We start from the raw sequence: 21,113 nt of genomic DNA on the forward strand, positions 1-21,113 counted from the left end.
AACGGAGCACCCACGATGACCACCGCGACACAACCGCAGCCCTCCGGGCAGGTCGAACTCGTGATCGGTGGAATGACCTGCGCGTCCTGCGCCGCCCGGATCGAGAAGAAACTCAACAAGCTCGACGGCGTCACCGCGACCGTGAACTACGCCACCGAGAAGGCCCGGGTGGACGTCACCGGTGACGTCTCGCCCGACGACCTGATCGCCACCGTCGAACAAGCGGGCTACACCGCCGCCCTGCCCGCGCCCCCGAAGCCACAAGAAATCGCCGCCGAGGAAGATCCCGCGGCGAGCCTGCGCACCCGACTGCTGATCTCCGTGGCGCTGTCGGTGCCGGTGATCGCCATGGCGATGATCCCGGCCTTGCAGTTCACCAACTGGCAGTGGCTGTCACTGACCTTGGCCGCGCCGGTCGTGGTGTGGGGCGCGCTGCCGTTCCACCGCGCGGCGTGGACCAATCTGCGCCACGGCGCCGCGACCATGGACACCCTGATCTCGATGGGAACGCTGGCCGCACTGGGCTGGTCGCTGTACGCCTTGTTCTGGGGCACCGCGGGCAGGCCGGGCATGACGCACCCGTTCGAGTTCACCATCTCCCGGATGGACGGCACCGGCAGCATCTACCTGGAGGCCGCGGCGGGAGTCACCACGTTCATCCTGGCCGGACGCTTCTTCGAGGCGCGCGCCAAACGGCGGGCGGGTGCGGCGCTGCGTGCCCTGCTCGAGCTGGGGGCCAAGGAGGTCTCGGTTCTGCGCAACGGAACCGAGCTGCGCATTCCGGTGGAGCAGCTGACGGTCGGCGACCGGTTCGTGGTGCGGCCGGGCGAGAAGATCGCCACCGACGGCGTCGTGGTGGAAGGTTCCTCGGCCGTCGACGCCTCGATGCTCACCGGTGAGTCGGTGCCGGTGGAGGTCGGCACGGATGACGCCGTGGTCGGCGCGACCGTCAACGTGGGCGGCCGGATCGTGGTGCGCGCCACCAGGATCGGTTCCGACACCCAGCTGGCGCAGATGGCGAAGCTCGTCGAGGACGCGCAGACCGGTAAGGCGCAGGCGCAACGGCTGGCCGACCGGATCTCCGGGATCTTCGTGCCGATCGTCATCGCGCTGTCGGTCGCGACGCTCGGATTCTGGCTCGGCACCGGCGGTTCGGTGGCCGCGGCGTTCACCGCCGCGGTGGCGGTGCTGATCATCGCCTGCCCGTGCGCGCTCGGACTGGCCACGCCGACCGCGCTGATGGTCGGCACGGGACGCGGCGCGCAGCTGGGCATCCTGATCAAGGGTCCCGAGGTGCTGGAGTCGACCCGGCGGGTGGACACGATCGTGCTGGACAAGACCGGCACCGTCACCGCGGGCAAGATGACGCTGCTCGATGTCGTCGCGGCCGAGGGTGAGCAGGTCGAACGGATTCTGGAACTGGCCGGGGCGCTGGAGGATTCCTCCGAGCACCCGATCGCCCAGGCCATCGCCAAGGGCGCCCGCGAGCGGGTGGGTGAGCTGAAGCCGGTCGAGGATTTCGCGAACGTCGAGGGCCTGGGCGTGCAGGGCACGATAGACGGGCACGCGGTGGTCGTCGGCCGCGCGCGGCTGCTCGCCGACTGGTCACAGCATCTCGACGACGACCTGACCCGGGCGATGCGCGCGGCCGAAGCCGAAGGAAAGACCGCCGTCGCGGTCGGCTGGGACGGCGAGGCGCGCGGCGTGCTCGTGGTGGCCGACGCGGTGAAACCCACCTCGGCCGAGGCGGTTTCCCAGCTGCGCGCCCTCGGGCTCACCCCGATCATGCTGACCGGCGACAACCGGGCCGCCGCCGACGCGATCGCCGCGCAAGTCGGCATCGACGAGGTGATCGCGGAGGTGCTGCCGCAGGACAAGGTCGACACCGTCAAGCGGTTGCAGGCCGAGGGCAAAGTGGTCGCGATGGTCGGCGACGGTGTGAACGACGCCGCGGCACTGGCCCAGGCCGACCTGGGCCTGGCCATGGGCACCGGCACCGACGTGGCCATCGAGGCAGGCGATCTGACCTTGGTCCGCGGCGACCTGCGGGCGGCGGCGGACGCGATCCGCCTGTCCCGCCGCACCCTCACGACGATCAAAGGCAACCTGTTCTGGGCCTTCGCCTACAACGTGGCCGCGATCCCGCTGGCCATGGCGGGATTGCTGAACCCGATGCTCGCGGGCGCCGCGATGGCGTTCTCCTCGGTCTTCGTGGTCAGCAACAGCCTGCGGTTGCGTGGCTTCCGCTCGACAGCCCGATAACACGGAACCGGAGGACCGGTGAGCGACAACGCTACCGAGAGCGAGCCGCTCCGCGGATTCGCCAGCGACAACAACGCCTCCGTGCACCCGGAGATCATGGCGGCGCTGGCCGCGGCCAACGAGGGACATCAGCCGGCCTACGGCGAGGACGTCCACACCGCCCGGCTACGCGAGCTGATCAAAGGGCATTTCGGCGAGCGTGCCGAGGTCTATCCGGTCTTCAACGGCAGCGGCGCGAATGTGGTCGGGTTGCAGGCGATGTGCGACCGGTGGAGCGCCGTGATCTGCCCGGAGTCCGCGCACATCCACCTGGACGAGTGCGGCGCACCCGAGAAGGTGGCCGGGCTGAAAGTGATTCCGGTGCCCACTCCGGACGGCAAGCTGACGCCGGAGTTGCTCGACCGGTACGCATGGGGCTTCGGCGATCAGCACCATGCCCAGCCCAAGGTCGTCTCCATCACCCAGAGCACCGAACTCGGCACCCTCTACACGCCCGGTGAGATCGCGGCGATCGGCGCGCTGGCGCGTGAGCGCGGCATGCTGCTGCACGTGGACGGCGCCCGGCTGGCCAACGCGGCCGCCGCGCTCGACCTGCCGCCGCGCGCGTTCACCACTGACGCCGGGGTGGACGTGCTGTCGTTCGGCGGCACCAAGAACGGCCTGATGCTCGGTGAGGCGATCGTGGTGCTCGACCCGGACGCGGTGCGCGGCGTGCCGTACCTGCGCAAGGCCGCGTTGCAGCTGGCCTCGAAGATGCGGTACGTGTCGGCGCAGTTCGTCGCGCTGCTGGAAGGTGACCTGTGGCTACGCAACGCGCGGCACGCCAACGCGATGGCGGCCCGGCTGGCCACGGCCGTCGCCCGGGTGCCGGGTGTCGAGATCGTACGGCCGGTCCAGGCCAACGCCGTCTTCGCCATACTGCCTCGGGAGGTCACCGAGCGGCTGCGGAAACGCTTCCGCTTCCACGCCTGGGACGAGCGCACCGGCGAGGTTCGTTGGATGTGTTCGTTCGACACCACCGAGGCCGACGTGGACGCCTTCGCGACGGCGATCGCCCAGGAAATGGCCGCTCAGGACGCGTTCCCGGAAACCGCGGGCAACCGAGCACGATGATGAAACACCGGACGGGACGGCACACGTAGTGTCGTCCCGTCCGGGCATCCGCCAGGAGGTCTCATGCGCATAACGCCATGGGCGAGCATACCTCTGGCACACCGAATTCCGAAACGAAAAAGCTCAGCCGCGCAGCGTGGTGACCGTGACCAGCGACGGTTGGATGAATGCCCCGTAGACCTCGATCGACACCCCGCCGGTCGGGGTTTCGGCGGCCCATTGGGCGTGCTCGGTGATCCCCTCGCCGAGAAGCGCTTTCGCTCCGGGCGACCATGCGACGGCCACCTGGCTCAGCACCGGTCCGAGGTTCAGGTTCGCGATCGCCGCGGATTCACCGTTGTCGAAGTAGACCTCCGTGCCACCGGGGAACGGATTCACCGCGACCGCCGAGGCACTCGCCCCGCCGAACGCCGCTGCCGAACCTCCCGCTACGAGCGCGACCAAGACCGTCATGGCCCGTCGACGCATCCGAATCCCCTTTTCGTGTAAACGCACTGACCATGCGGCCAGTCATGTCACCCTTGCCGAGCAGGCAGCGTTCGGCAATTCGATGTGAGGCCAATCACATATACCCTATGACGTGCGCACCGCGGCATCGAATGCCCGCACATTGTCGGCAGCCCATTCGGCGAAAGTTCGCGCCCGCCCGAGTATCCGCCGCACGTCGTCGGTGACGATCGCGTTGTGTCCCGCACGCACATAGGCTTGCCCCGCGAGCGCACCGTCCGCGAATTCGGCGGACATTCCGGACGCGAGCATGTGTTGCCGCGCTTCGGTTTCCGGAATGTCGGCAACCTCCACCGTTCGGCCGGTCACGGTAGCCAAAGTGGCGGCCAAATCGTGCGTGGTGAGCAATTCCGGCCCGGTGAGGGTGTAGATCCGGCCCGCGTGCTCGGCGGAGACCAGCGCTTCGGCGGCGACACCGGCGACGTCACGAGGATCGATCACACCCTGTGCGGCGGAGCCGGTCATATTCGGCACCGGCTGCCCGGCACGAATCGCGGCGGCCCAGCTCAGGGTGTTGGAGGCAAAAGAGCTGGGGCGCAGAATAGTCCAGTCGACTCCGCTCTCGCGTGCGGCTTGCTCACCGGGCAAATGCCACGTTCCGACCCGGCCGAGTCCGGCATCGCCGGTGCCGATGGCGGAAAGTTTGACGATCCTGGCAACTTTCGCGTCCCGCGCGGTGGCGATGAGTGCCCGGTCGGCCTCCACATATTCCGGGCCCAGCACGCCGACGACGAACGCGGCCTCCGCACCGGCCATCGCGTTCGCCATGGACGCGAGGTCGGTGTAATCGCCGCGCACCACTTCGACGCCTGCGGGAACCTCCGCCCGGTCCGGGTTTCGGGTGACGGCGCGAACCGATATCCCCCGCTCGCTCAACTGCCGGACGATTTCACTGCCGATGGTGCCGGTCGCACCCGTGATCACGATCATGTGGACCACCGTGCCGGGCGTTCGCGCAGGTCTCTAGGAAATTCCGGCACACCTGGCGCGGCAGCGACTGCCTACAGTGGATCCGGTGATCACCCTGCCGCGCGTCGTGACCGCCGATCTGGTCGAGACGTCCGAACCCGCACCGGAGTCGCTGCGGCCGTGGCTGGTCGAACTCGGCCGCATCCCCACCGTGCTCGACCTCTCCGAGCCGTTCGCGCACATTCCACAGACGGCCACCACGATCGTGCTGCGCGCCGAACACGGAGATGCCGGAGCCACCCGCGTCGCGCTCGTCGTCGGCCCGCAGACGAAAGCCAGCTACTCGCGCGCGAGCAAACCCGCAGGTTGCGTGCGCTTACGACTCGCGCCCGGTGCCGTCCCCGCCCTGCTCGGAGTCCCTGCGGCGGACCTCACCGATCGCGTAGCGCGACTGGACGACCTACCCGGCCCGGTCGCGCACCTCGCCGCCGAGCTGATCGAACTCGAGCACGACGAGGTCGTGCCGTACCTGGAGAACGAACTGCCGCGCCGCATTCCCGACGATCCGGCCCAGCGCGCCCACCGCCGACTGCTCGCCACCGCCGTAGCCACCATCGCCGCCGCCCACCCGCTCCCCGTCCCGGAACTCGCCACACGCCTCTCCGTCAGCGAACGCCAGCTCCGCAACCTGTTCACCACCGGAATCGGCGTCTCCCCGAAACACTTCGCCCGCATCGACCGCGTCCGGCGCGTCTTGTCCCGAGCCGAAGACACACCATGGGCCGACCTCGCGGCAGGCACCGGCTACTACGACCAGTCCCACATGACAGCCGATTTCCGCAGCCTGATGGGCGTGCCGCCGACGTCGTTCCTCCGAGGTGAGGTACCCGCCCCGTCCCCGTGCCGCGCACTCACCCGCTTCCGTTGATCGAGGCGGCACCGAACACGGCGGCAGTACGAGCGTTGCCGAGCTGTGTCCATCGCCTCTCTCGACATCGCACGGAAGCCGTGCGATGCTTATTCGAAAGATTCGAAATATCTTGCGGAATTTTCGCTTGATGTGCGAATGGAGGCGCAGACATGACTACGGCGATCGAAGCGCGGACGTTCGTGCCGGAACACACTGAAACATTGCCTTCGCTGCTGGACTTCCTGATCGCGCACGCCATCTCGCAGGGTGCGGATCCCTCGGTGCGCTATGCACTGGTCGGTGCGAGCGAAAGCGATCGGATAGAGCTCCCACCCGAAGTACACGAGGCACTGGTGCAGGTGGTCACGGCGATGCAGGCGGGTAAAGCCGTAACTGTCGCGCCGCGCAGCATGACACTGACCTCGCAGCAAGCAGCCGACCTGCTGGGCGTCAGCCGGCCGACGGTCATCAAGCTGATCGAGCGCGGTGAACTGCCTGCCGAGCGCATCGGTTCCCGTCACCGTCTGCGGCTGGACGACGTACTGGAGTACCAGGAAGCGCGCAAGGTACGGCAGTACGAGGCGATCGCAGCGAGCACCGTCGATATCGACGCCGAGGACGATCCCGACGCGGTGCGAGCGCGGCTGAAGGAGGCACGCCGTGCTGTGGCGGCGCGGCGACGAGCGCAGAGCTGAGAGAATCACCGTGTGTTCGCGGTAGTGCTCGACACCTGTGTGCTCTATCCCAGCTTGCAGCGGGACTTCCTGCTGTCGCTCGCCGTGGAGAGCTTGTACCGGCCGCTATGGTCGGATCGGATCCTCGAAGAGGTCGAGTACACCGAAACGGCCAAACTTGTTGAGCGGGGCGAGGTTCAAGGCGAAGCCGAGCGGCGGGCACAGCGTCTCGTCGAAACGATGCGAGCAGCGTTCGACGATGCCTTGGTGCGGAACTGGGAACCCCATGAGGGAACCTTCGGGCTTCCCGATCCCGACGACGAGCACGTGCTCGCCGCCGCCCTGGTCGGTGGAGCGGGCGCGATCGTCACCAGCAATGTGAAGGATTTCCCGGATACGCGGGTGCCCAGGCATATCCAGGTGATCGAACCAGCGCTCTTCGCGGCAAACACAGTCTCGACTGCTCCCGAGACAGCACTTCGCGCATTGACGAGCCTGAGCCGCCGCTACCGCAACCCGCCCCAATCGATCGATGAGCTGCTGAACATTCTCGAGAAACGCTACGACATGACCGAAGCTGTGGAAATGATGCGCTACGTCGGCTGATCTCACCGGCTCGCGCTCACTCGTTGCCGCTAGCAGGGCACGAACGATCGCAATACAAGCGTTCACAAGGGAGGCGGGGCAAGCCGTGTGCGCCGTCCGGGAGGATCTCCACCGCGTCGGGGTAATGGGTGTGCCGCCATTCCCGTGCGAAGGTGATCGCCGCCGTGGCGCATGCGGCGAAATCCATTCGCAGTCCGTGTAGAAATACGCTCACGTGAACGTCGTTCGATGGGTTCATGGATGAATCGCCACACATCACGCACCTGGTCCCGGTGTGGACGTCGCGCACTCGCTCACGACTCCGGCTGCGTTCGTTTCGGTGCGGCGGAAGTATCGGTAGTCCTCGCGGCTGGCTATCACCGCCGCGACGAGCGTCGCGCACGATGAGTAGTCGCATTCGTAGTGCAGTTCCAGCGCCTTTCTGGCATTCGCGCGACTGGATACCGGCCAGTGTGGGTTGTCATGTGCGCGCCGGAACCGCGACTCATCGACGCGGAGGAGCCGCCTCGTGCGCAATTCGTCATCCGACATGAGTTGTCCCCGACCTGTGCCGAGTACGCGGCATCTGGTCCGCCCAGGCCCGGACGGCTTCGACTACGAACCTGCCTGACGGGCGGAAGGCGGTGCGCGGCGGCACTATCCAGTGCCTGATCGCGCCTACCGCAGCGGTTGGCGAAGGCAGCGCGATCGTCGCTCCCGTCCGCGCGACCGCCACGTCCAGCCGGAACAGTTCGGCGAACAACCGCACGTCATCGGGCAGATCAGGCTGGATGAGGAAGGTCCAGCGCCCCGAACGCGGATGTCCCACAATCGGTCCCAACGGGACGCTTCTGTTGTGCATGTGCGCCTTCACCGCCTGCCCCAGGCGAGTGGGCATCGTCATCGCCCACACCGACCCGGCCCGCACCACGATCCGCCCGAGTTCCGGCGGGTCGACCACAGCGGGCAGACCGCACTCCTGCCGATAGAACAAGCATCGCGACAACGGTGTATCTCCGCGCGTTTCCATTCGGTACCCCCACTCCCATACGATTCGGACCCGCCTCTACCAGGCGGTACGTAGTAGTCTCGGATCGATCGGTGGGGCGCGGAATCGATTTACAGTCCACAAGAGTCCACAGAATCGGGGGTGCGTCGGCTCCATGGAGAATCCTGGATTTTTGCTCCGCACTGCGCGGCTGAGCCGGGGGGTCAGCCTGGCCGCGCTCGCGGCGAAGACCAACTACAGCAAGTCGCTGCTCGGCATGTTGGAGAACGGGCAGCGCGATGTGAAGCAAGAGCACATCATTGGCTACTCACGGGCACTGAATATTCCGATTGGTGCCCTCATGACGCCATCACCGGACCCGATCCGAGTCGCGCACGAATGGCTGGTGGCGGATCCTGTACCCAAGGCGCGTGCCTCGACTGGTCGGCGCGTCGGAGAATCGCTGGCGACCGAAATGGAACACCGTGTGGTCCAGCTTCGGCATCTGGACGACAGTGTCGGTGGCGAGGACTTGTTCCCCTTGGTATTGCAGGAGTTCGAAAGCGCACGGGAAGTCATCACGGAATGCAGCTATTCCGAACGAGTGGGCAAGCGGCTGTTGACAGTCGCGGGTGAGCTCGCACAACTCGCCGGGTGGGTGGCCGGCGACGCAGGTAGATATGACGACGCCCAGCGGCTGTACCTGAGCGGCGCATCGGCCGCCGATGATGCCGGAGACCGCGTATTGACGGCGCAACTTTTATCCAGCCTCAGCTATCAGATCGCCAATATCGGCAATCCCAGTGAGGCCGCGCTGCTCGCACGTACCGCCGTCAAGGGAGCGATAGATGCACCTCCGGTGGTCCGGTCCTTGCTGACCGATCGCTTGGCGTGGGCATGCGCACGGTCGCGTGATCGCGAAGGAGCCGAACGAGCGCTCGATGCGGTCGACGAGTCGTATGAGCGCAGGTCATCGGACATTCCTGAGCCGGAGTGGGTGTATTGGATGGACCGTACCGAGATAGACGTGATGGCAGGCAGGTGCTTCGTCGAGCTGGGCGAACCAGCCAAAGCGAGCCCACTGTTGTCCCGCGCGATCGGGCAACTCTCGGCCGACCGAACCCGCGAAGTGGCCCTCTACCGCACCTGGCTCGCGGAGTCTTTCCTGAGGAAGCGTGAACTGGACGCAGCGCGCGCAACCATCCGGCAGGCGGAGAAGGCTGCCGCCACCGCGCACTCGGCACGGCTGGATCGGCGGATTGCCGAAGTGCGGGGAATGCTGACCTGAATGAGCACTCGCGGAATCGCGCTGGCTACGAGCCGAAACTCAATTGATCCCGTCGATCAGCAGTTTCGCAGCCACCGCCGCCCCGTCCGAGCGGATCATGCCGCCCACTTCGTTCGCGCGCGCTCGGGTGGTAGACGCCAAGGCGATGTCGAGAGCGGCGGACAATGACGCTGCGTCGGGGTCGGCTTCCGCACACGCCGCGCCGATGCCGAGGTCGACCACCCGGCGCGCCCAGTACGGCTGGTCCATCATCTGGGGTACCACCACTTGTGGGACGCCCGCCCGGGCGGCGGCGGTCGTCGTGCCCGCGCCGCCGTGGTGGATGACGGCGGCGACCCGGCCGAACAGCGCTTGATGGTTGACCTCGTCGATGGCCATGCAGTCGGGCAGGTCATCGATCAGGGCCAGCTCGGCCCAGCCACTGGAAAGGAGGACTCGGCGGTCGTGGGCGCGGATCGCTTCGATCGCGGCCCGCGCGATCCCGCCGCGCATCGGCATACTGCCGAACCCGACATACACCGGGGGTGTGCCCGCGTCCAGGAACGCCGACAAGTCGGTGGGCAAGGCGCGTTCGTCGGGGACGATCCAGGCACCCGTCTGCACCACGTTCAGTTGCGGCGATTGCGGCCATGGACCCAGCACCGGGTCCGCGGCCAGCCACGGACTCTCGGTGATGACGTGGTCGCGTACGTCGGTGACCGGCCCTAGCCCGAGCGCCGCCCGGCCGGTATCGAGCGCGTGGCCGAACTGTGCGTTCCAACCGTGGCTGTCGATTTCCCACAGCAGCTGGTTCGCGATCGCCTCGGGCGCGGGTCGATCGCCCGGCAGCGGCATCGGCGGGTGATGTGGCGAGGGCAGACTGGTCGGCTGGTAGCTCACATACTGGTAGTGGATGCCGAGCTTCTCGGCGACGGACCGGGCCGCGACCTGGGTCACGCCGGCCGCGACCACAACGTCGCATTCTGCGGCCGCTGTGGCGATCGTGTCGAATTGGATTCTGGGCCAGGCCGTCACAAATCGCGACAGCTCAGCCCGCGACGGTCTCCCGGCTCGGGAACCGGCCTTCAGCGGCCCCAGCGGCACTATCGGCACCCCCAGGTCAGCGCAACGCGGGGCGATATCCGGTGGCGCGCACACCCGCACCCGCGCTCCGAATTCCCGCAACCACAGCGCGAGCCCCAACATCGGCTCGCTGTCGCCGCGCGACCCACTCGCCGTCAACAGCACCCGCACGGGTCACCGACGCTCTACAGCTGGACGCACACTGATGCGCCTGGCCCGAACGAAGTCGACGATGCCGCCCATACCGACCATCATCGACCCGGAACACGTTGCCCCCCTGCGCTTCCGTTCCCATCCCGGAGAACCTGTGATACGTCACGGCAGCCGTTGCTACGACCGGCTCGACGAGTGAGCAGACGCGCTCGACCATGCGGCCAGGCAGATCACGCTCGCCGAGCAAACAGCGTTCGGCACTTCGCTGGGCGGCCGCTTACTGAGCGACGCACGCGGCCATCCGTGCCCGAAACGCGGTTGGTGCGAACGTTTCCGCGTGGGCGCGGACGATGCGCGGGTCGTAGCGGGCGGCGTCGAAGTCGGCCATCGCCGCGGCCAGGCGGGTGACGACGTCGGGATCGGCGCCCGGAGCGATGTGTTCGCCGGTCGTGCCCGGTCGTACCGTGTCGAGCGCGCCGCCCGCGCCGATGGCGATCACCGGGGTACCGCAGGCCATGGCTTCGACCGGGACGATGCCGAAGTCTTCCACGCCGGGCATGAGCAGGGCGCGGCAGCGTTGGTACATGTCCCGCAGGACGTCGGTAGAGGTGGCGCCCAGAAAAGTTGTCTCGGGTCCGGCGAGGGCTTCGAGCTGAGGCCGGAAACGACCGGCGCCCAGCACGACCAGCCGCACGCCGGCGAGTTGCGCGGCTCGTATGGCGAGATCAGCGCGTTTGTAGGGAACGAGGCGACCGGCGCAGAGAAAGAAGTCCTCCCGGGCACGTGTGGGATCGGGGGTGAAACGGTCGACATCGACGGGGGGATTGATCACGGTGGCGGTCAGGCCCCACCAGTCGCGGATCCGGTCGGCGACGGCGGTCGAGTTGGCGATCACCTGGGTCAGGCGCGGCGCGGCTCGCAGTTCGGTGCGGCGGGCCAGTGCGCCCAGGGCGCCGAGGGCGAACTGGCCGGTCCGTCCGCCGGCTTCGCGGATGCGGAACTCTCGATCCCAGGCCCATCGCGCGGGGCTGTGCACATAGGCGATCACGGGCGCGTCGGTGGCCAACGCGGCCTGAGTGGCGAACGAGTGGTGGCTGACGACCACGGCGTCATAGCCCCGCAACGGCATACGACGCAGGGAACGGGGGACGAACGGCAGCAGAGGGGCGTGCCGACCGCGGGTCACCGTGTGGGCGCGGGAGAGCCAGGTGTCGTGGACATGCCGGACGGGCAGGCGGATTCCGTCCGGCGTGACGATCGGGGCGTAGATGTCCGCACCGGGCCAGGTGCGGGCGAATTCGCCCACGACGGCTTCGGATCCGCCGAATTCGGTGAACCGTTCGTGGACGATGGCGATGCGGGGTGTGGTCATCGAGATGTGCTCGTTTCGATCTGCCGCGGCGCGGCGGTGCGGCGAATCGCGGGAGCGACCGATCGTCCGCGCAGCAGTCCATCGACGGTGCCGCGTTCGAGGGCGGTCCGGTACACCTCGGCCGCGGCCGCGCAAGCCGACAGGGTGGCGGCGATCGCGTCGTGGTCGTGTGCCGCCGAGGTGACGAAGGATTGCCCGAGTACTCCGCGTTGCAGCAGTTCTTGCAGGAACAACGTGCGGAACGCCTGGCATGGGTTCCCGTGGGAATCGAGGGTTTCGAAGATCAGGCAGGAGGAGCGACCGCGGACCCGGAGGTGGTCGCCGATCCCGAGTTCGGTTACCAGCGCGGTGAACCCGGTCGCCAGTGCGGCGCCGGCCGCTTCCATTCGAGCGATCGGATCGCCGGTCCGGTAGGCCGCGGCGACCGCGCGGAAGGCCGCCAGCCCGCTGGTTTCCGGCCCGTGCGTGGTGGACAGCAGAAACACGCGGTCGGCGTCGGTGCGCAGACCGCCCCGTTCCAGGTACTCGCGCCGTCCGGCGAGGGCCGATATGGGGAATCCGTTACCCATGGCCTTGCCCCAGCAGGACAGGTCGGGAGTTACGCCGTAGACGGACTGTGCGCCGCCTGCGGCCCAGCGAAATCCGGTGATCATCTCGTCGAACACCAGCAGGGTGCCGTGCCGATCGCACAGGGCGCGCACGGCTTGGAGATAGCCTGGCTCGGGTTCCGCGGTCGCGGTGGCCGGCTCCATGACGACCGCGGCCACGGTGTCGCCCGCCAGGACCGCGGCGAGGGCGTCGACGTCGTTGTAGGGAAACCGGACGGTTTCGGCGCCGACCTGAGCGGGGATGCCCGCCGACATCGGTGTCGTCGCGATGAACCAGTCGTCGACCGAGAAGAACGGCTGCTCGCAGACGGCGAGCCGCTGGCGACCGGACACGGCCCTGGCCAGCCGGACGGCGGCGGTGGTGGCATCGGAGCCGTTCTTGGCGAACTTGACCATGTCCGCACCGGGGACCAGGTCCAGGAAGTCCTCGGCCGCGAGCAGTTCCAGCTCGGTCGGCCTGCTGAAGTTCACTCCGTCGGCGATCGTGGTCGTCACGGCGTCGAGAACCGGTGCAAAGGCATGGCCGAGGGTGACCGAACGCAGTCCCATCCCGTATTCGACGTACTGGTTGCCGTCGGCATCCCAGACTCGGCATCCGTTGCCACGCACCAATATCGGCGCCATCTGCTCGGGGTATTGATCGGCTCCGCGGGCGTAGGTGTGCGCGCCGCCCGGCACCAGCTCGTGCAGCCGACGCTGCAGCGCATTGCTGCGGGCGAACCCGTGGTGCGGTGGGAGGTCGGGGGGCAGAGTCATCTGGTGCTCCGTATGCGGTGCGGGCAGGATACCGGCGGAAGCCGGCACAGCAGAGCGGTGCCGGTGAAGTGCCGGACGGGGATACGCTCCGGCGGCGAGGAGGTCGCGGGACGGCCGGAGGTGTTGTGGTCGTGCGCCGGGGCGCGCCCGGTCGCCGAACTCACGGGACCGGCTCCTCACGGACCGGCGCGTCATCCGGGACAGCCGTGCGGGCCGGATGACTGTACGCCCAGAGGTCGTGATCGCCGCGAGGTCCGAAGACATCGAGGTGCCCGCGCATCCGCCCCTCCTCGGCGAACCCGGCCGCGGCGACCGCAGCCGCTGCGGCGACGTCGGACACGGGGATCGCGATGGCGACGCGGAGAATCTCGAGCCGTTCGGTCGCATGGCGCACCAGTAGGCGGAGCACGCTCGCGCGGGTTTCCGGGCGAGCCGACGCGTCGGTCCAGACGCTGAGCCGGATATTGCGATCGAACATGTCCAGCCCGTGCAGCCGGGCTTCCCCGACGAAGCGGCCGTCGTCGAGTATCGTCAGCGTCAGCCCAGGCCCGGAACGCAGGCCTGCCCTGGCTCCGGCGAGTTCGGCCAGCCAGTGGCGCAGGGATTGTCGGCGCAGCCACGCGGCGGGTGACATGTGCGGATCGCGTGCCAGCGTCGCCCGGTTGCGGATACGGGCCGCGCGGCGCTGCCGGAAATCGGAGACACGGCGTGACCGCACCAGCACCCCGCCGCGGTCATCGGAGTCGGTGAGGGCGACGGCGGCGCTGCCCCGCAACCACCTGAACACCCGGCGCAATCGGGAAAGCTGGTACCGCAGACGCGCGGCTGCGATGCTCACGCGGGGCGGCCCGTGCGGGACAGCGGGGGCGGCGGGCAGTTGCGTCGTCGTCGGGTGGAGGCGCTGCCGGGCCAGGTAGACGGCGGTGAACCCGAGGTCGGGCCGATCGGGGCGGGTCACCGCCCACAGCTCGTGGTCGCGGCGTGCGCCACCGGCATCGAAATAGGTGGTCATCCGGGCTTCGTACCGCAGGCCCGCCGTGGCCGCGACCTTGGCCGCGGCGACGTTGCCGGGTGCGATCGGTGCGGTGATTCGCATGAGGCCGAGACTGTCGAAACCGAAGTCCGTCATCATGGTCAAGGCAAGAGCGCCGATACCGCCGCGCGCGACGGCGGAGCTGATCCAGATGCCGAGTTCGGCGCTGCCCGCCGCCGCATCGATGGAGGCCAGTTCGATCTGTCCGGCGAACCGCCCGGCCACCTCGATGACCATGCTCACCCGCCGCCCAGCGCGTGCCTCGGCCCAGTTGTCCAGGCATTCCCGCACCCAATGGCGGGCAGTGTGGCGGTCGGGCCAGTCCTGCTCCGAGCTGACCCAGTAGCGCTCCATGATCGCGCGATCATGGAGCCGGATCCGCCGCCACTCAGCGAAATCGTCGAAGCGCGGCGGCCGCAACCGCACCGGCGATCCGGGTGGACCGGTGATGGTCGGCTGCGCTTCGATACGGCGGTACTGTCGTCGGGTCATCCGCCGGGGCGCTTCCTGCCGAGCGCGACCGTGCCCAGCTTTCCGTCGTCGGAGACCGTGAGCCGCCAGTAGCCGCCGTCGGGCGCCTTGAGCACTGGACCGTTGTCGGCGTGCTCGCAAACCCAGGTTCCGTCGGCGGTCACCGCGGCGCGGACGGCCCCGTCGCTGCTCTGTGCCTGGAACACGTCCGCGCCGTGCGGTCCCGCTTGGGACACCACGGTGCCGGTGAACCGCGGAGTGCGCATGCCCTTGCGGCCGATGACATTCCAGCCGCCCGGAAACGTCTCGACGGGAATGTCGTCGGTGATCCCCGAGATCAATCCGAGCGCAGTGCCTTCCGGACAGCCGACCGGATCCACGCGCACCGGGATGCCCGGCGGCTGCGACTCCGCGTCGAAGATCACGTTCGCCAGATACGGCTGTCGGCAGTAGTTCAGTTCCAGCCCGACCGAACGGGCCGCGACCTTCGCGTTGACCATGCCGAACTGCGCGGGCCCGCCGCGCCCGTTCTCGCCGACCGACACGGCGACGTCGGCTCCTTCGAACCACACGTTGGTCAGCCACCAGTCGTTGGCGGCGCCGTCGACCCGCAGGTGCCGGTGGGTGGTGAGCGGGTGCTGGTCGGAGACGAATTCGACGTTGGTGAGCGCCAGCCCGGCGTTGTGGTCGTTGCCGGTGCCGAGGACGCCGGTGTGATTACTGGTGAACTTCGAGGAGGTGACGTAGTTCTGGATACAGGATGTGGTCAGTCCGATCCCGAAGTTGTTGATGTCGCAGTTGATGAAGGCGGTGCCGCCGGTGTTGTCGCGCAACACGACTCCGCGCTGGGTCAGGTATCGGGGATGGTTGCCGCTGAGGTGGTTGCCGCGCAGTACCACCGCGTCGAACGAGCAGCGAAAGCATTCCGACAGGTCGACCGCCGTCGAGCCGGGACCTGTCGTGTAGATGCCCAGCCTGGCGAAACGGACCCGGCTGCGCTTGCGCAGCCGCACCAGAGTGCCCTCGCCCGCGTAGACGATCGTGGTGACGTCGGCGCCGTCACCGAGAATCGTGGCGTAGTCCGGCAGATCGGGCATCGACTCGACCCGGTAGTGCCCGGCGGGCAGGTAGAGCACCAGCGGCTCGTCCGGGTCCTTGGCCACGGCTGCGGCCAAAGCCTTGGTGTCGTCGGCGATACCGTCTCCGACGGCTCCGAAGTCCCGGACGTTACGTGCCGCGGGCGCATCGGTGGTCGGCGACCGGAACTGCGGGTCGTCCGGCTCGGCTGTGGTGCAGGCGGCGGTGATCGGAAGTACCGCCGCCGCACCCAAAGTCGCGGCGAGCAAGCGGCGCCGCCGGAGAATGTCGTCGCTCATACCCTCAACCATCCCACCAGTCGGTCCGCCGCCGATCCGGGCGCGTGGTAGCCGACCACGCCGGTCGGCCCGGACGTGCCGAACGCGGTCAGGGCGGTACGCAGCCGCGGTTCGGTGAGTCTGCCGAGATCGGCGACGCCGAGAATGGCATCGGACAACGGCGCGACGGCGACCGCGTCGGCGGCACGACTGACCGGTGCGGTCTCGATGATCACGCGGTAATAGCGCTCGCGCAGATCGGCGATGAGATGGGCGAAGTGTTCCGAGGCGATCAGGTCGGACGTATCCGGCTCGATGTGCCCGATCGGCAGCACCGCGACCCCGGTCCCGCCCCAGTCCTCGGTGATCGCCCGGTCCAGCGGTACACCGCCGCGCAGCAGCGTCGTCAGGCCTGGACCGGGCACCGTGCCGGAGCTTCCGTCGCCGGAGGTGTCGGCGTCGACGAGGATCACCGGATGACCGGCATCGGCGAAGGCCAGCGCCAGGGTGTTCGCCACCTTTGATAGTGATCGGTCGGTAAGGCTGGTGCATTCGATGATCTGGGCGCCCCGCAGGTGATTACGCAGTCGCCGGGCCGCCTCGGAGGTGGATTCTCCGTGGTCGAAGGCGGCGACCACCGGGACCGGCGCGACCTCGGCGAGGTTGCTACTGGTGCGAATACGCCGGTCGGTGCGTTCGCGCAGAAATGCGGCCGCGAAGCCGAGCAGCAGTCCACCGAACAAGCCCATGGCGACGAACCGGCTCGTGCCGGGGCCTGCCGGAGCGGCCGGTAACCGGGCACGGTCGACGACCGAGACGCGGGCGGCGGGAGCAGCGCCTGTTTCGATCGATTCGAGACTGTCGACCAGAGCCCGGAACTGAGCGACCGTGGCGTCGGTGAGATCACGCGCCCGCTGCGCGGTGGGCGCGGAGACCGCGATCTCCAGGATCGTGCTTGCGGGCGGCGACGAGGCGGTGATCCGCCCGCGGAACTCGTCCGGCGATTCCGTCAGCCCTTGGTCGTGGACGACCCGCTCCGCGACCGCGGCGCTGGTGGCCAGTTCGAGATAGGACCGCACGCGCTGCTGGGCCGCCAGACCGCCCTGGTAGGAGTCGTTGACCGAGGTGCCGGTGGCCATCGAGACGTACATCGTGCTGCTGGCCACGTACGTCACGGCGCGGGAGGAGGCGTACCAGACGCCGGCCACCGTGACGGTCAGCGCGATGGCGGCGATCAGCATCCACCGCCGCCGGACGATATGCCAGATATCGATCAAACCCATGAACTGCGACCTCATGTCTTGGTAACTGCTGAAGCGTGCGCCGGTGACGGGAGCGGCGTCGGACGGCGGCGGAATTCCGTGACGATCAGATGGACGAACCAGGCGAGCACGGCCGACTGGGCGAACTTGCCGAGATTCTCGAAACTGCCGAGAATCCCGCGTTCGAACAGGGTGGAGGCGCCGGTGATCGCGAGCCCCAGCACCAGGACCGGGAAGAACCGCGAATACAGTGAGCGCTCCCACGCGAGCAACAGCCCGAAGGTGAACACGACGGCGACGAGCACGCCGACCTCACCGCCGAGCAGATAGCCTTCGTTCACGTTGCCCTCCGCGAGGGACACCGACACGGTGCTCATATCCACCGACGCGCCACGCACGTCGATCGCCCAGGCCGTACCGGATTGGAGCTTCTCGATACCGAGTACCTGCGCCGGGATCAGGCTCAGGCTCGCGTGGTGGAGAACCTCGCCGGGCGACAGCCAGCCCCCTGGACCGACGAAGTACGCGTCGGTGGCGGCTTCGAGCAGGTCGAAGCGCCGCAGGATACTCAGGAACGGCCGGACGTTCTCCGGGTAGCGGGAGTCGACGAGGGCCGCGTCGAGCGCGGCCGTGCCGGAGTTCTTGAACGACTGCAGCCAGCCGAATCCGGCGACGCCGAGCACGCCGATCAGCACCACGCCGATCGTGGTGCGCCGGTTCCAGCCGAGCATCGAAAACCGCACGGCCAGCGCGAGTGCGGCGGCGAGGATCGGTGTCTTGGACTGCACGGCCGACGACCAGTACAGCTCGCCCGCGAACAGCGCGCCGAGCGCCAGCGCCGTGGTCTGCGGCCGTGCAGGCCGGAGGAAGACGATCATTCCGAGCGCCGCGATCCCGGCGAACGTGGCGACGAAGCTGAGCAGGGGGTTGCCGCTGCTGACCTCACCGGCCGCGCCCAGCGATCCGGTGGCCACCGATGCCGCCCGGCCCAACAGTCCGAGCCCGTAGAGCACGATCAGCGTGGGCATCACGTCGGGGTCTTCGACCGCGGCCGGGACGGTGCTCCGGGGGTGCCGCCGCCGCCAGAGCGCGTAACCGATCACCAGTAGCGCGTAACACCACAAGCCGAACACCACGTGGTCGAGCACCAGACCGATCCCGCGGTCGTATCCCAGTCCGGCCAGCCGGGGGTCGGAGATGTTGTCGCCGTAGTGCGGATCGGGCAGCACCGCGAGCAGCACCAGCGGCCGCGCCACGTAGGACAGCGACCAGAACAGGGCCTGCGCGATGAAGAACACGCGGGCGATGCCGGGAACCCACAGCGCCGCCGCCGCAACCGTGACCAGTGCAGCCGCGACGGCGGCTATATCGGTGTAGGCGTTCAGTTCCCGACCTCCGCGGCGAGGCCGACGATCTGCCGGGCGCGATCCACGTAACGATGCCCCTCGGCGGTGATCCGCCGGTGCCCGGCCGCCGCGACCTCGGCCGCGCGCTCCGGGTGGGCGGCCACCCAATCGAGAATCGAGACCAGTTCGTCAGTGCCGTCGAACAGGAAGCACTCGACGGTGTCGCGCAATAGCGCGGCGTGTTCGCCGGTGCGTTCACCGACGAACAATCCACCGGCCGCGGGCACCTCGAAGGTACGGCAGGTGTGGGTGTCGCGGTTGCCGGAGTTGAGCAGCACCAGATTGGCTGTCACCTCGGCGACCGCCGCGGAGTATTCCGGACCGTACACCGCGCCGCCGACGACGGCGCGGGTGGCGCGCAACTCAGGAACCCGGCGCCAGCCGGGGCCGCGGACCAGCAGGCGCGGTCCGTAGCGGCGTGCCAGCGACACCAGTTCGGCGCGTCGGTCGGGTCGGCACACTCCGATGAAACCGACCAGATGATCACCTGTGCCTCGGCGCGCCGCCGGATGATGCCAGGCCGGGTCGTAGGCGCTGAGCACGAAGCCCGCGGCACGGGCGCCACGCGCCAGCAACTCCGGCACGTTGTGCTGTTTGGTGGTGACGATGAGGTCCCAGCCGGGTTCGGCGGCCAGGTAGGCATCGGTCAGGTTCTCGGGATTGGACACGTCGTCAGGGCTGTAGTGCACATGCAACGCGGCGGGCACGTCGAGCAGTCGCTGCTGGTCCAGATGGATTCCCTTGAACACGAACAGCATCTCGGGCCGGAATGCGGCAGCGTTTCGTTCGATCTCGGCGTGTACCCGTTCGACTGTGCGCCGGTCGCGTCGGCCGGTCGCCTTCGCGTACACCCACGGCGGCGACAGCCTGGCCGGAAGAGTCACCGGTGTGGAGTCGACCACGAGCACGTCGTGGCCGGCCTGACGGAAGCCGTCGGCCAGCGAACGCGCGTTGCTGCCGAGCCAGTCGTCGCCGACGAACAGAATTCTCATGGTCGGATTTCCTTCCGGGGCACGATCGGCAGCGGCACGGTGTCGGCTTCGGCCCGATCCCGGCGCGTCAGGAAGCGCACCCGCAGCAAATGCCAGGTGGCGACGGTGATTTCGGCCACCAGCAGGCCGTAGACCAGGGTGTGCACCGAGCGGGTCCGCACGGTCAGCACCAGTGCGCCCGCGGCGACGAGAGTCCCCAGCAGCGCGCCGATCAGGACGCCGGTGGTGTCCTGGCGCACCGGCAGGATGGCCGTGGTGATGAAGGAGGTGACCGTCGTGGCGGGCAGAATCAGCACCTCGATCCGCAACAGGCCGGTGGACGCGGCGAACTCGGTACCGAAGACCAGCCGGATGAGCAGTGGCGCGGCCAGCCAGATGCCGACCGAAGCGAGTGCGGCGACGGCGACGGTCACGGCCAGCGCTTGCAGGCTGTGCCGCCAGAACCCGTGGTCGTCGCCGCGCCGGGCCATCCGTGGCAGCAGCGCGAAGCCGATGGCGTCGAGCAGGGATTGGACCGCGCGCACCAGGCGGTCGCCCGCCGAGTACAGCCCCAGCGAGATGGCGTCGAGCACGGTCGAATACAGCGTCGCCGCGCCCTGACCGTAGCCGGTGACCAGCAACCGGGAGACGAACACCGGAACGCTGCGGCGCAGCACGACGCCGTAGTAGCGAGGACGAGCAGGCGACCCGTACCGGCGCCAGGCGTCCCACCATGTCAACGCCACCGTCGGCACGGAGGACAGCAGTAAGCACAGCAGGGCGATGTGCGAGTTCGGCAGCTGGGGAAGCAAGCCGACCAGCAGCCCGAGATAGCACAGTCGGCCGACGGTCTGATACGCGGTGGAGGTGCCGAATCGTCCCTCACCGATCAGCAGCCAGTCCTCCGACAGGGACCAGAAGCCACCGACGAACAGCCCGAGCAGCACCATCTGCGCTGCTTCCGGCACGCGCACCGCCGAGGCTACGGCGAGCGCGGCACCGAACAGCGTCGCCGTGGTGAGCCGGATGGCCAGATAGTCGCCGCGCAGCTGGTTGATCTCCCGCAAGCGGGTGTCTTTGCGCGCGTTGATCTCCGGCACGCGGGCGGACAGGAACTGCGTGACTCCCAGATCCACGACAAGCGAACCGATGAAGTAGGCCGACATGCCGATGGCGAGCAGGCCGAGGCCGTTGGCGCCGAGCACCCGGGCGATCAACGGCACGGTCACGACCGTGACGATGTACTGACCGTATCTGCCGAAGCTCACCAGGGCGATATCGCCGAGCACCTCGAACCGGCTCGGCTTGCTGTGCGCGCCACCACCTCCCGGCCCGCGCGCCCCGTCGGCGCGCCGGTGCACCCCGCGGGGGCGCGGGGGCAGTTCGACGCGGGGGAAGACGTCGGTGGTGAGCGTGGCCAGGTAATCG

At 68.4% G+C, this 21,113-nt stretch carries 18 protein-coding genes; 6 read left to right on the forward strand and 12 right to left on the reverse strand.

Annotation, left to right across the window (positions count from 1 at the left end; translation table 11 throughout):
• The first annotated feature begins 15 nt into the window (after window positions 1-15).
• Both ACWESM_RS17725 and ACWESM_RS17730 read left to right on the forward strand, forming a co-directional pair.
• Complete coding sequence (locus ACWESM_RS17725; RefSeq protein WP_452492638.1) at window positions 16-2,262, forward strand: heavy metal translocating P-type ATPase; 2,247 nt, start codon at window positions 16-18, stop codon at window positions 2,260-2,262.
• 18 nt (window positions 2,263-2,280) lie between these two features.
• A complete protein-coding gene (locus ACWESM_RS17730; RefSeq protein ID WP_452492640.1) occupies window positions 2,281-3,375 on the forward strand; it encodes a threonine aldolase family protein in 1,095 nt (364 codons plus the stop codon).
• 123 nt (window positions 3,376-3,498) lie between these two features.
• Here ACWESM_RS17730 and ACWESM_RS17735 read toward each other — a convergent pair whose 3' ends face one another.
• Window positions 3,499-3,843, reverse strand: a complete 345-nt coding sequence (locus ACWESM_RS17735) for a hypothetical protein (protein ID WP_452492642.1) — start codon at window positions 3,841-3,843, stop codon at window positions 3,499-3,501.
• A gap of 105 nt (window positions 3,844-3,948) precedes the next feature.
• Window positions 3,949-4,812, reverse strand: a complete 864-nt coding sequence (locus ACWESM_RS17740) for an SDR family NAD(P)-dependent oxidoreductase (protein ID WP_452492644.1) — start codon at window positions 4,810-4,812, stop codon at window positions 3,949-3,951.
• An 85-nt stretch (window positions 4,813-4,897) separates the two neighbouring features.
• On the opposite strand from ACWESM_RS17740, the gene ACWESM_RS17745 reads away from it, so the two are divergent.
• The 3 genes from ACWESM_RS17745 to ACWESM_RS17755 all read left to right on the forward strand — a co-directional run bounded on the left by ACWESM_RS17745 (window position 4,898) and on the right by ACWESM_RS17755 (window position 6,981).
• A complete protein-coding gene (locus tag ACWESM_RS17745; RefSeq protein ID WP_452492646.1) occupies window positions 4,898-5,719 on the forward strand; it encodes a helix-turn-helix domain-containing protein in 822 nt (273 codons plus the stop codon).
• Between the two features lie 152 nt (window positions 5,720-5,871).
• Window positions 5,872-6,396 carry a helix-turn-helix domain-containing protein gene (locus tag ACWESM_RS17750; protein ID WP_452492648.1) on the forward strand — a complete coding sequence of 175 codons (525 nt, stop codon included), beginning with the start codon at window positions 5,872-5,874 and terminating at the stop codon, window positions 6,394-6,396.
• Window positions 6,397-6,408: 12 nt separating this feature from the next.
• Window positions 6,409-6,981, forward strand: coding sequence for a PIN domain-containing protein (locus ACWESM_RS17755; protein ID WP_364432816.1), 573 nt, complete (start codon window positions 6,409-6,411; stop codon window positions 6,979-6,981).
• A 520-nt stretch (window positions 6,982-7,501) separates the two neighbouring features.
• Here the strand turns inward: ACWESM_RS17755 and ACWESM_RS17760 are convergent.
• Window positions 7,502-7,966, reverse strand: a complete 465-nt coding sequence (locus ACWESM_RS17760) for a DNA-directed RNA polymerase subunit beta (protein WP_452492650.1) — start codon at window positions 7,964-7,966, stop codon at window positions 7,502-7,504.
• Window positions 7,967-8,123: 157 nt separating this feature from the next.
• Here ACWESM_RS17760 and ACWESM_RS17765 point away from each other — a divergent pair, with 157 nt between their 5' ends.
• Window positions 8,124-9,236: a helix-turn-helix domain-containing protein gene (locus tag ACWESM_RS17765; RefSeq protein ID WP_364432810.1), complete on the forward strand. Its 1,113-nt coding sequence runs from the start codon at window positions 8,124-8,126 to the stop codon at window positions 9,234-9,236.
• A 39-nt stretch (window positions 9,237-9,275) separates the two neighbouring features.
• Here ACWESM_RS17765 and ACWESM_RS17770 read toward each other — a convergent pair whose 3' ends face one another.
• The 9 genes from ACWESM_RS17770 to ACWESM_RS17810 form a co-directional block, all read right to left on the reverse strand.
• Window positions 9,276-10,469: a glycosyltransferase gene (locus ACWESM_RS17770; protein WP_452492653.1), complete on the reverse strand. Its 1,194-nt coding sequence runs from the start codon at window positions 10,467-10,469 to the stop codon at window positions 9,276-9,278.
• A gap of 259 nt (window positions 10,470-10,728) precedes the next feature.
• Window positions 10,729-11,823: a glycosyltransferase gene (locus ACWESM_RS17775; protein ID WP_355073231.1), complete on the reverse strand. Its 1,095-nt coding sequence runs from the start codon at window positions 11,821-11,823 to the stop codon at window positions 10,729-10,731.
• A complete protein-coding gene (locus tag ACWESM_RS17780; RefSeq protein ID WP_452492655.1) occupies window positions 11,820-13,187 on the reverse strand; it encodes a glutamate-1-semialdehyde 2,1-aminomutase in 1,368 nt (455 codons plus the stop codon). The genes ACWESM_RS17775 and ACWESM_RS17780 overlap by 4 nt, the downstream gene beginning before the upstream one ends.
• A gap of 160 nt (window positions 13,188-13,347) precedes the next feature.
• Complete coding sequence (locus ACWESM_RS17785; RefSeq protein ID WP_452492657.1) at window positions 13,348-14,712, reverse strand: GNAT family N-acetyltransferase; 1,365 nt, start codon at window positions 14,710-14,712, stop codon at window positions 13,348-13,350.
• Window positions 14,709-16,067 (reverse strand): glycosyl hydrolase family 28-related protein, encoded by a 1,359-nt coding sequence (locus ACWESM_RS17790; RefSeq protein WP_452492659.1) that lies wholly within the window; start codon window positions 16,065-16,067, stop codon window positions 14,709-14,711. The genes ACWESM_RS17785 and ACWESM_RS17790 overlap by 4 nt, the downstream gene beginning before the upstream one ends.
• Window positions 16,064-17,329, reverse strand: a complete 1,266-nt coding sequence (locus ACWESM_RS17795; RefSeq protein ID WP_452492661.1) for a Wzz/FepE/Etk N-terminal domain-containing protein — start codon at window positions 17,327-17,329, stop codon at window positions 16,064-16,066. Before ACWESM_RS17795 ends, ACWESM_RS17790 begins: the two co-directional genes overlap by 4 nt.
• A gap of 11 nt (window positions 17,330-17,340) precedes the next feature.
• A complete protein-coding gene (locus ACWESM_RS17800; RefSeq protein WP_364432790.1) occupies window positions 17,341-18,606 on the reverse strand; it encodes a hypothetical protein in 1,266 nt (421 codons plus the stop codon).
• Between the two features lie 83 nt (window positions 18,607-18,689).
• Window positions 18,690-19,706: a CgeB family protein gene (locus ACWESM_RS17805; protein ID WP_452492663.1), complete on the reverse strand. Its 1,017-nt coding sequence runs from the start codon at window positions 19,704-19,706 to the stop codon at window positions 18,690-18,692.
• Window positions 19,703-20,974 carry a lipopolysaccharide biosynthesis protein gene (locus ACWESM_RS17810; RefSeq protein ID WP_452492868.1) on the reverse strand — a complete coding sequence of 424 codons (1,272 nt, stop codon included), beginning with the start codon at window positions 20,972-20,974 and terminating at the stop codon, window positions 19,703-19,705. Before ACWESM_RS17810 ends, ACWESM_RS17805 begins: the two co-directional genes overlap by 4 nt.
• Window positions 20,975-21,113: the final 139 nt, after the last annotated feature.

This window comes from Nocardia sp. NPDC003999, from assembly GCF_053604885.1.

Bases quoted from the DNA above. Each gene is read 5' to 3' on its own strand.
- ACWESM_RS17725 (WP_452492638.1), top strand. From the start codon at position 16: ATGACCACCGCGACACAACCGCAGCCCTCCGGGCAGGTCGAACTCGTG.
- ACWESM_RS17735 (WP_452492642.1), bottom strand. From the start codon at position 3,843: ATGCGTCGACGGGCCATGACGGTCTTGGTCGCGCTCGTAGCGGGAGGT.
- ACWESM_RS17740 (WP_452492644.1), bottom strand. From the start codon at position 4,812: ATGATCGTGATCACGGGTGCGACCGGCACCATCGGCAGTGAAATCGTC.
- ACWESM_RS17750 (WP_452492648.1), top strand. From the start codon at position 5,872: ATGACTACGGCGATCGAAGCGCGGACGTTCGTGCCGGAACACACTGAA.
- ACWESM_RS17765 (WP_364432810.1), top strand. From the start codon at position 8,124: ATGGAGAATCCTGGATTTTTGCTCCGCACTGCGCGGCTGAGCCGGGGG.
- ACWESM_RS17775 (WP_355073231.1), bottom strand. From the start codon at position 11,823: ATGACCACACCCCGCATCGCCATCGTCCACGAACGGTTCACCGAATTC.
- ACWESM_RS17780 (WP_452492655.1), bottom strand. From the start codon at position 13,187: ATGACTCTGCCCCCCGACCTCCCACCGCACCACGGGTTCGCCCGCAGC.
- ACWESM_RS17785 (WP_452492657.1), bottom strand. From the start codon at position 14,712: ATGACCCGACGACAGTACCGCCGTATCGAAGCGCAGCCGACCATCACC.
- ACWESM_RS17790 (WP_452492659.1), bottom strand. From the start codon at position 16,067: ATGAGCGACGACATTCTCCGGCGGCGCCGCTTGCTCGCCGCGACTTTG.
- ACWESM_RS17795 (WP_452492661.1), bottom strand. From the start codon at position 17,329: ATGGGTTTGATCGATATCTGGCATATCGTCCGGCGGCGGTGGATGCTG.
- ACWESM_RS17805 (WP_452492663.1), bottom strand. From the start codon at position 19,706: ATGAGAATTCTGTTCGTCGGCGACGACTGGCTCGGCAGCAACGCGCGT.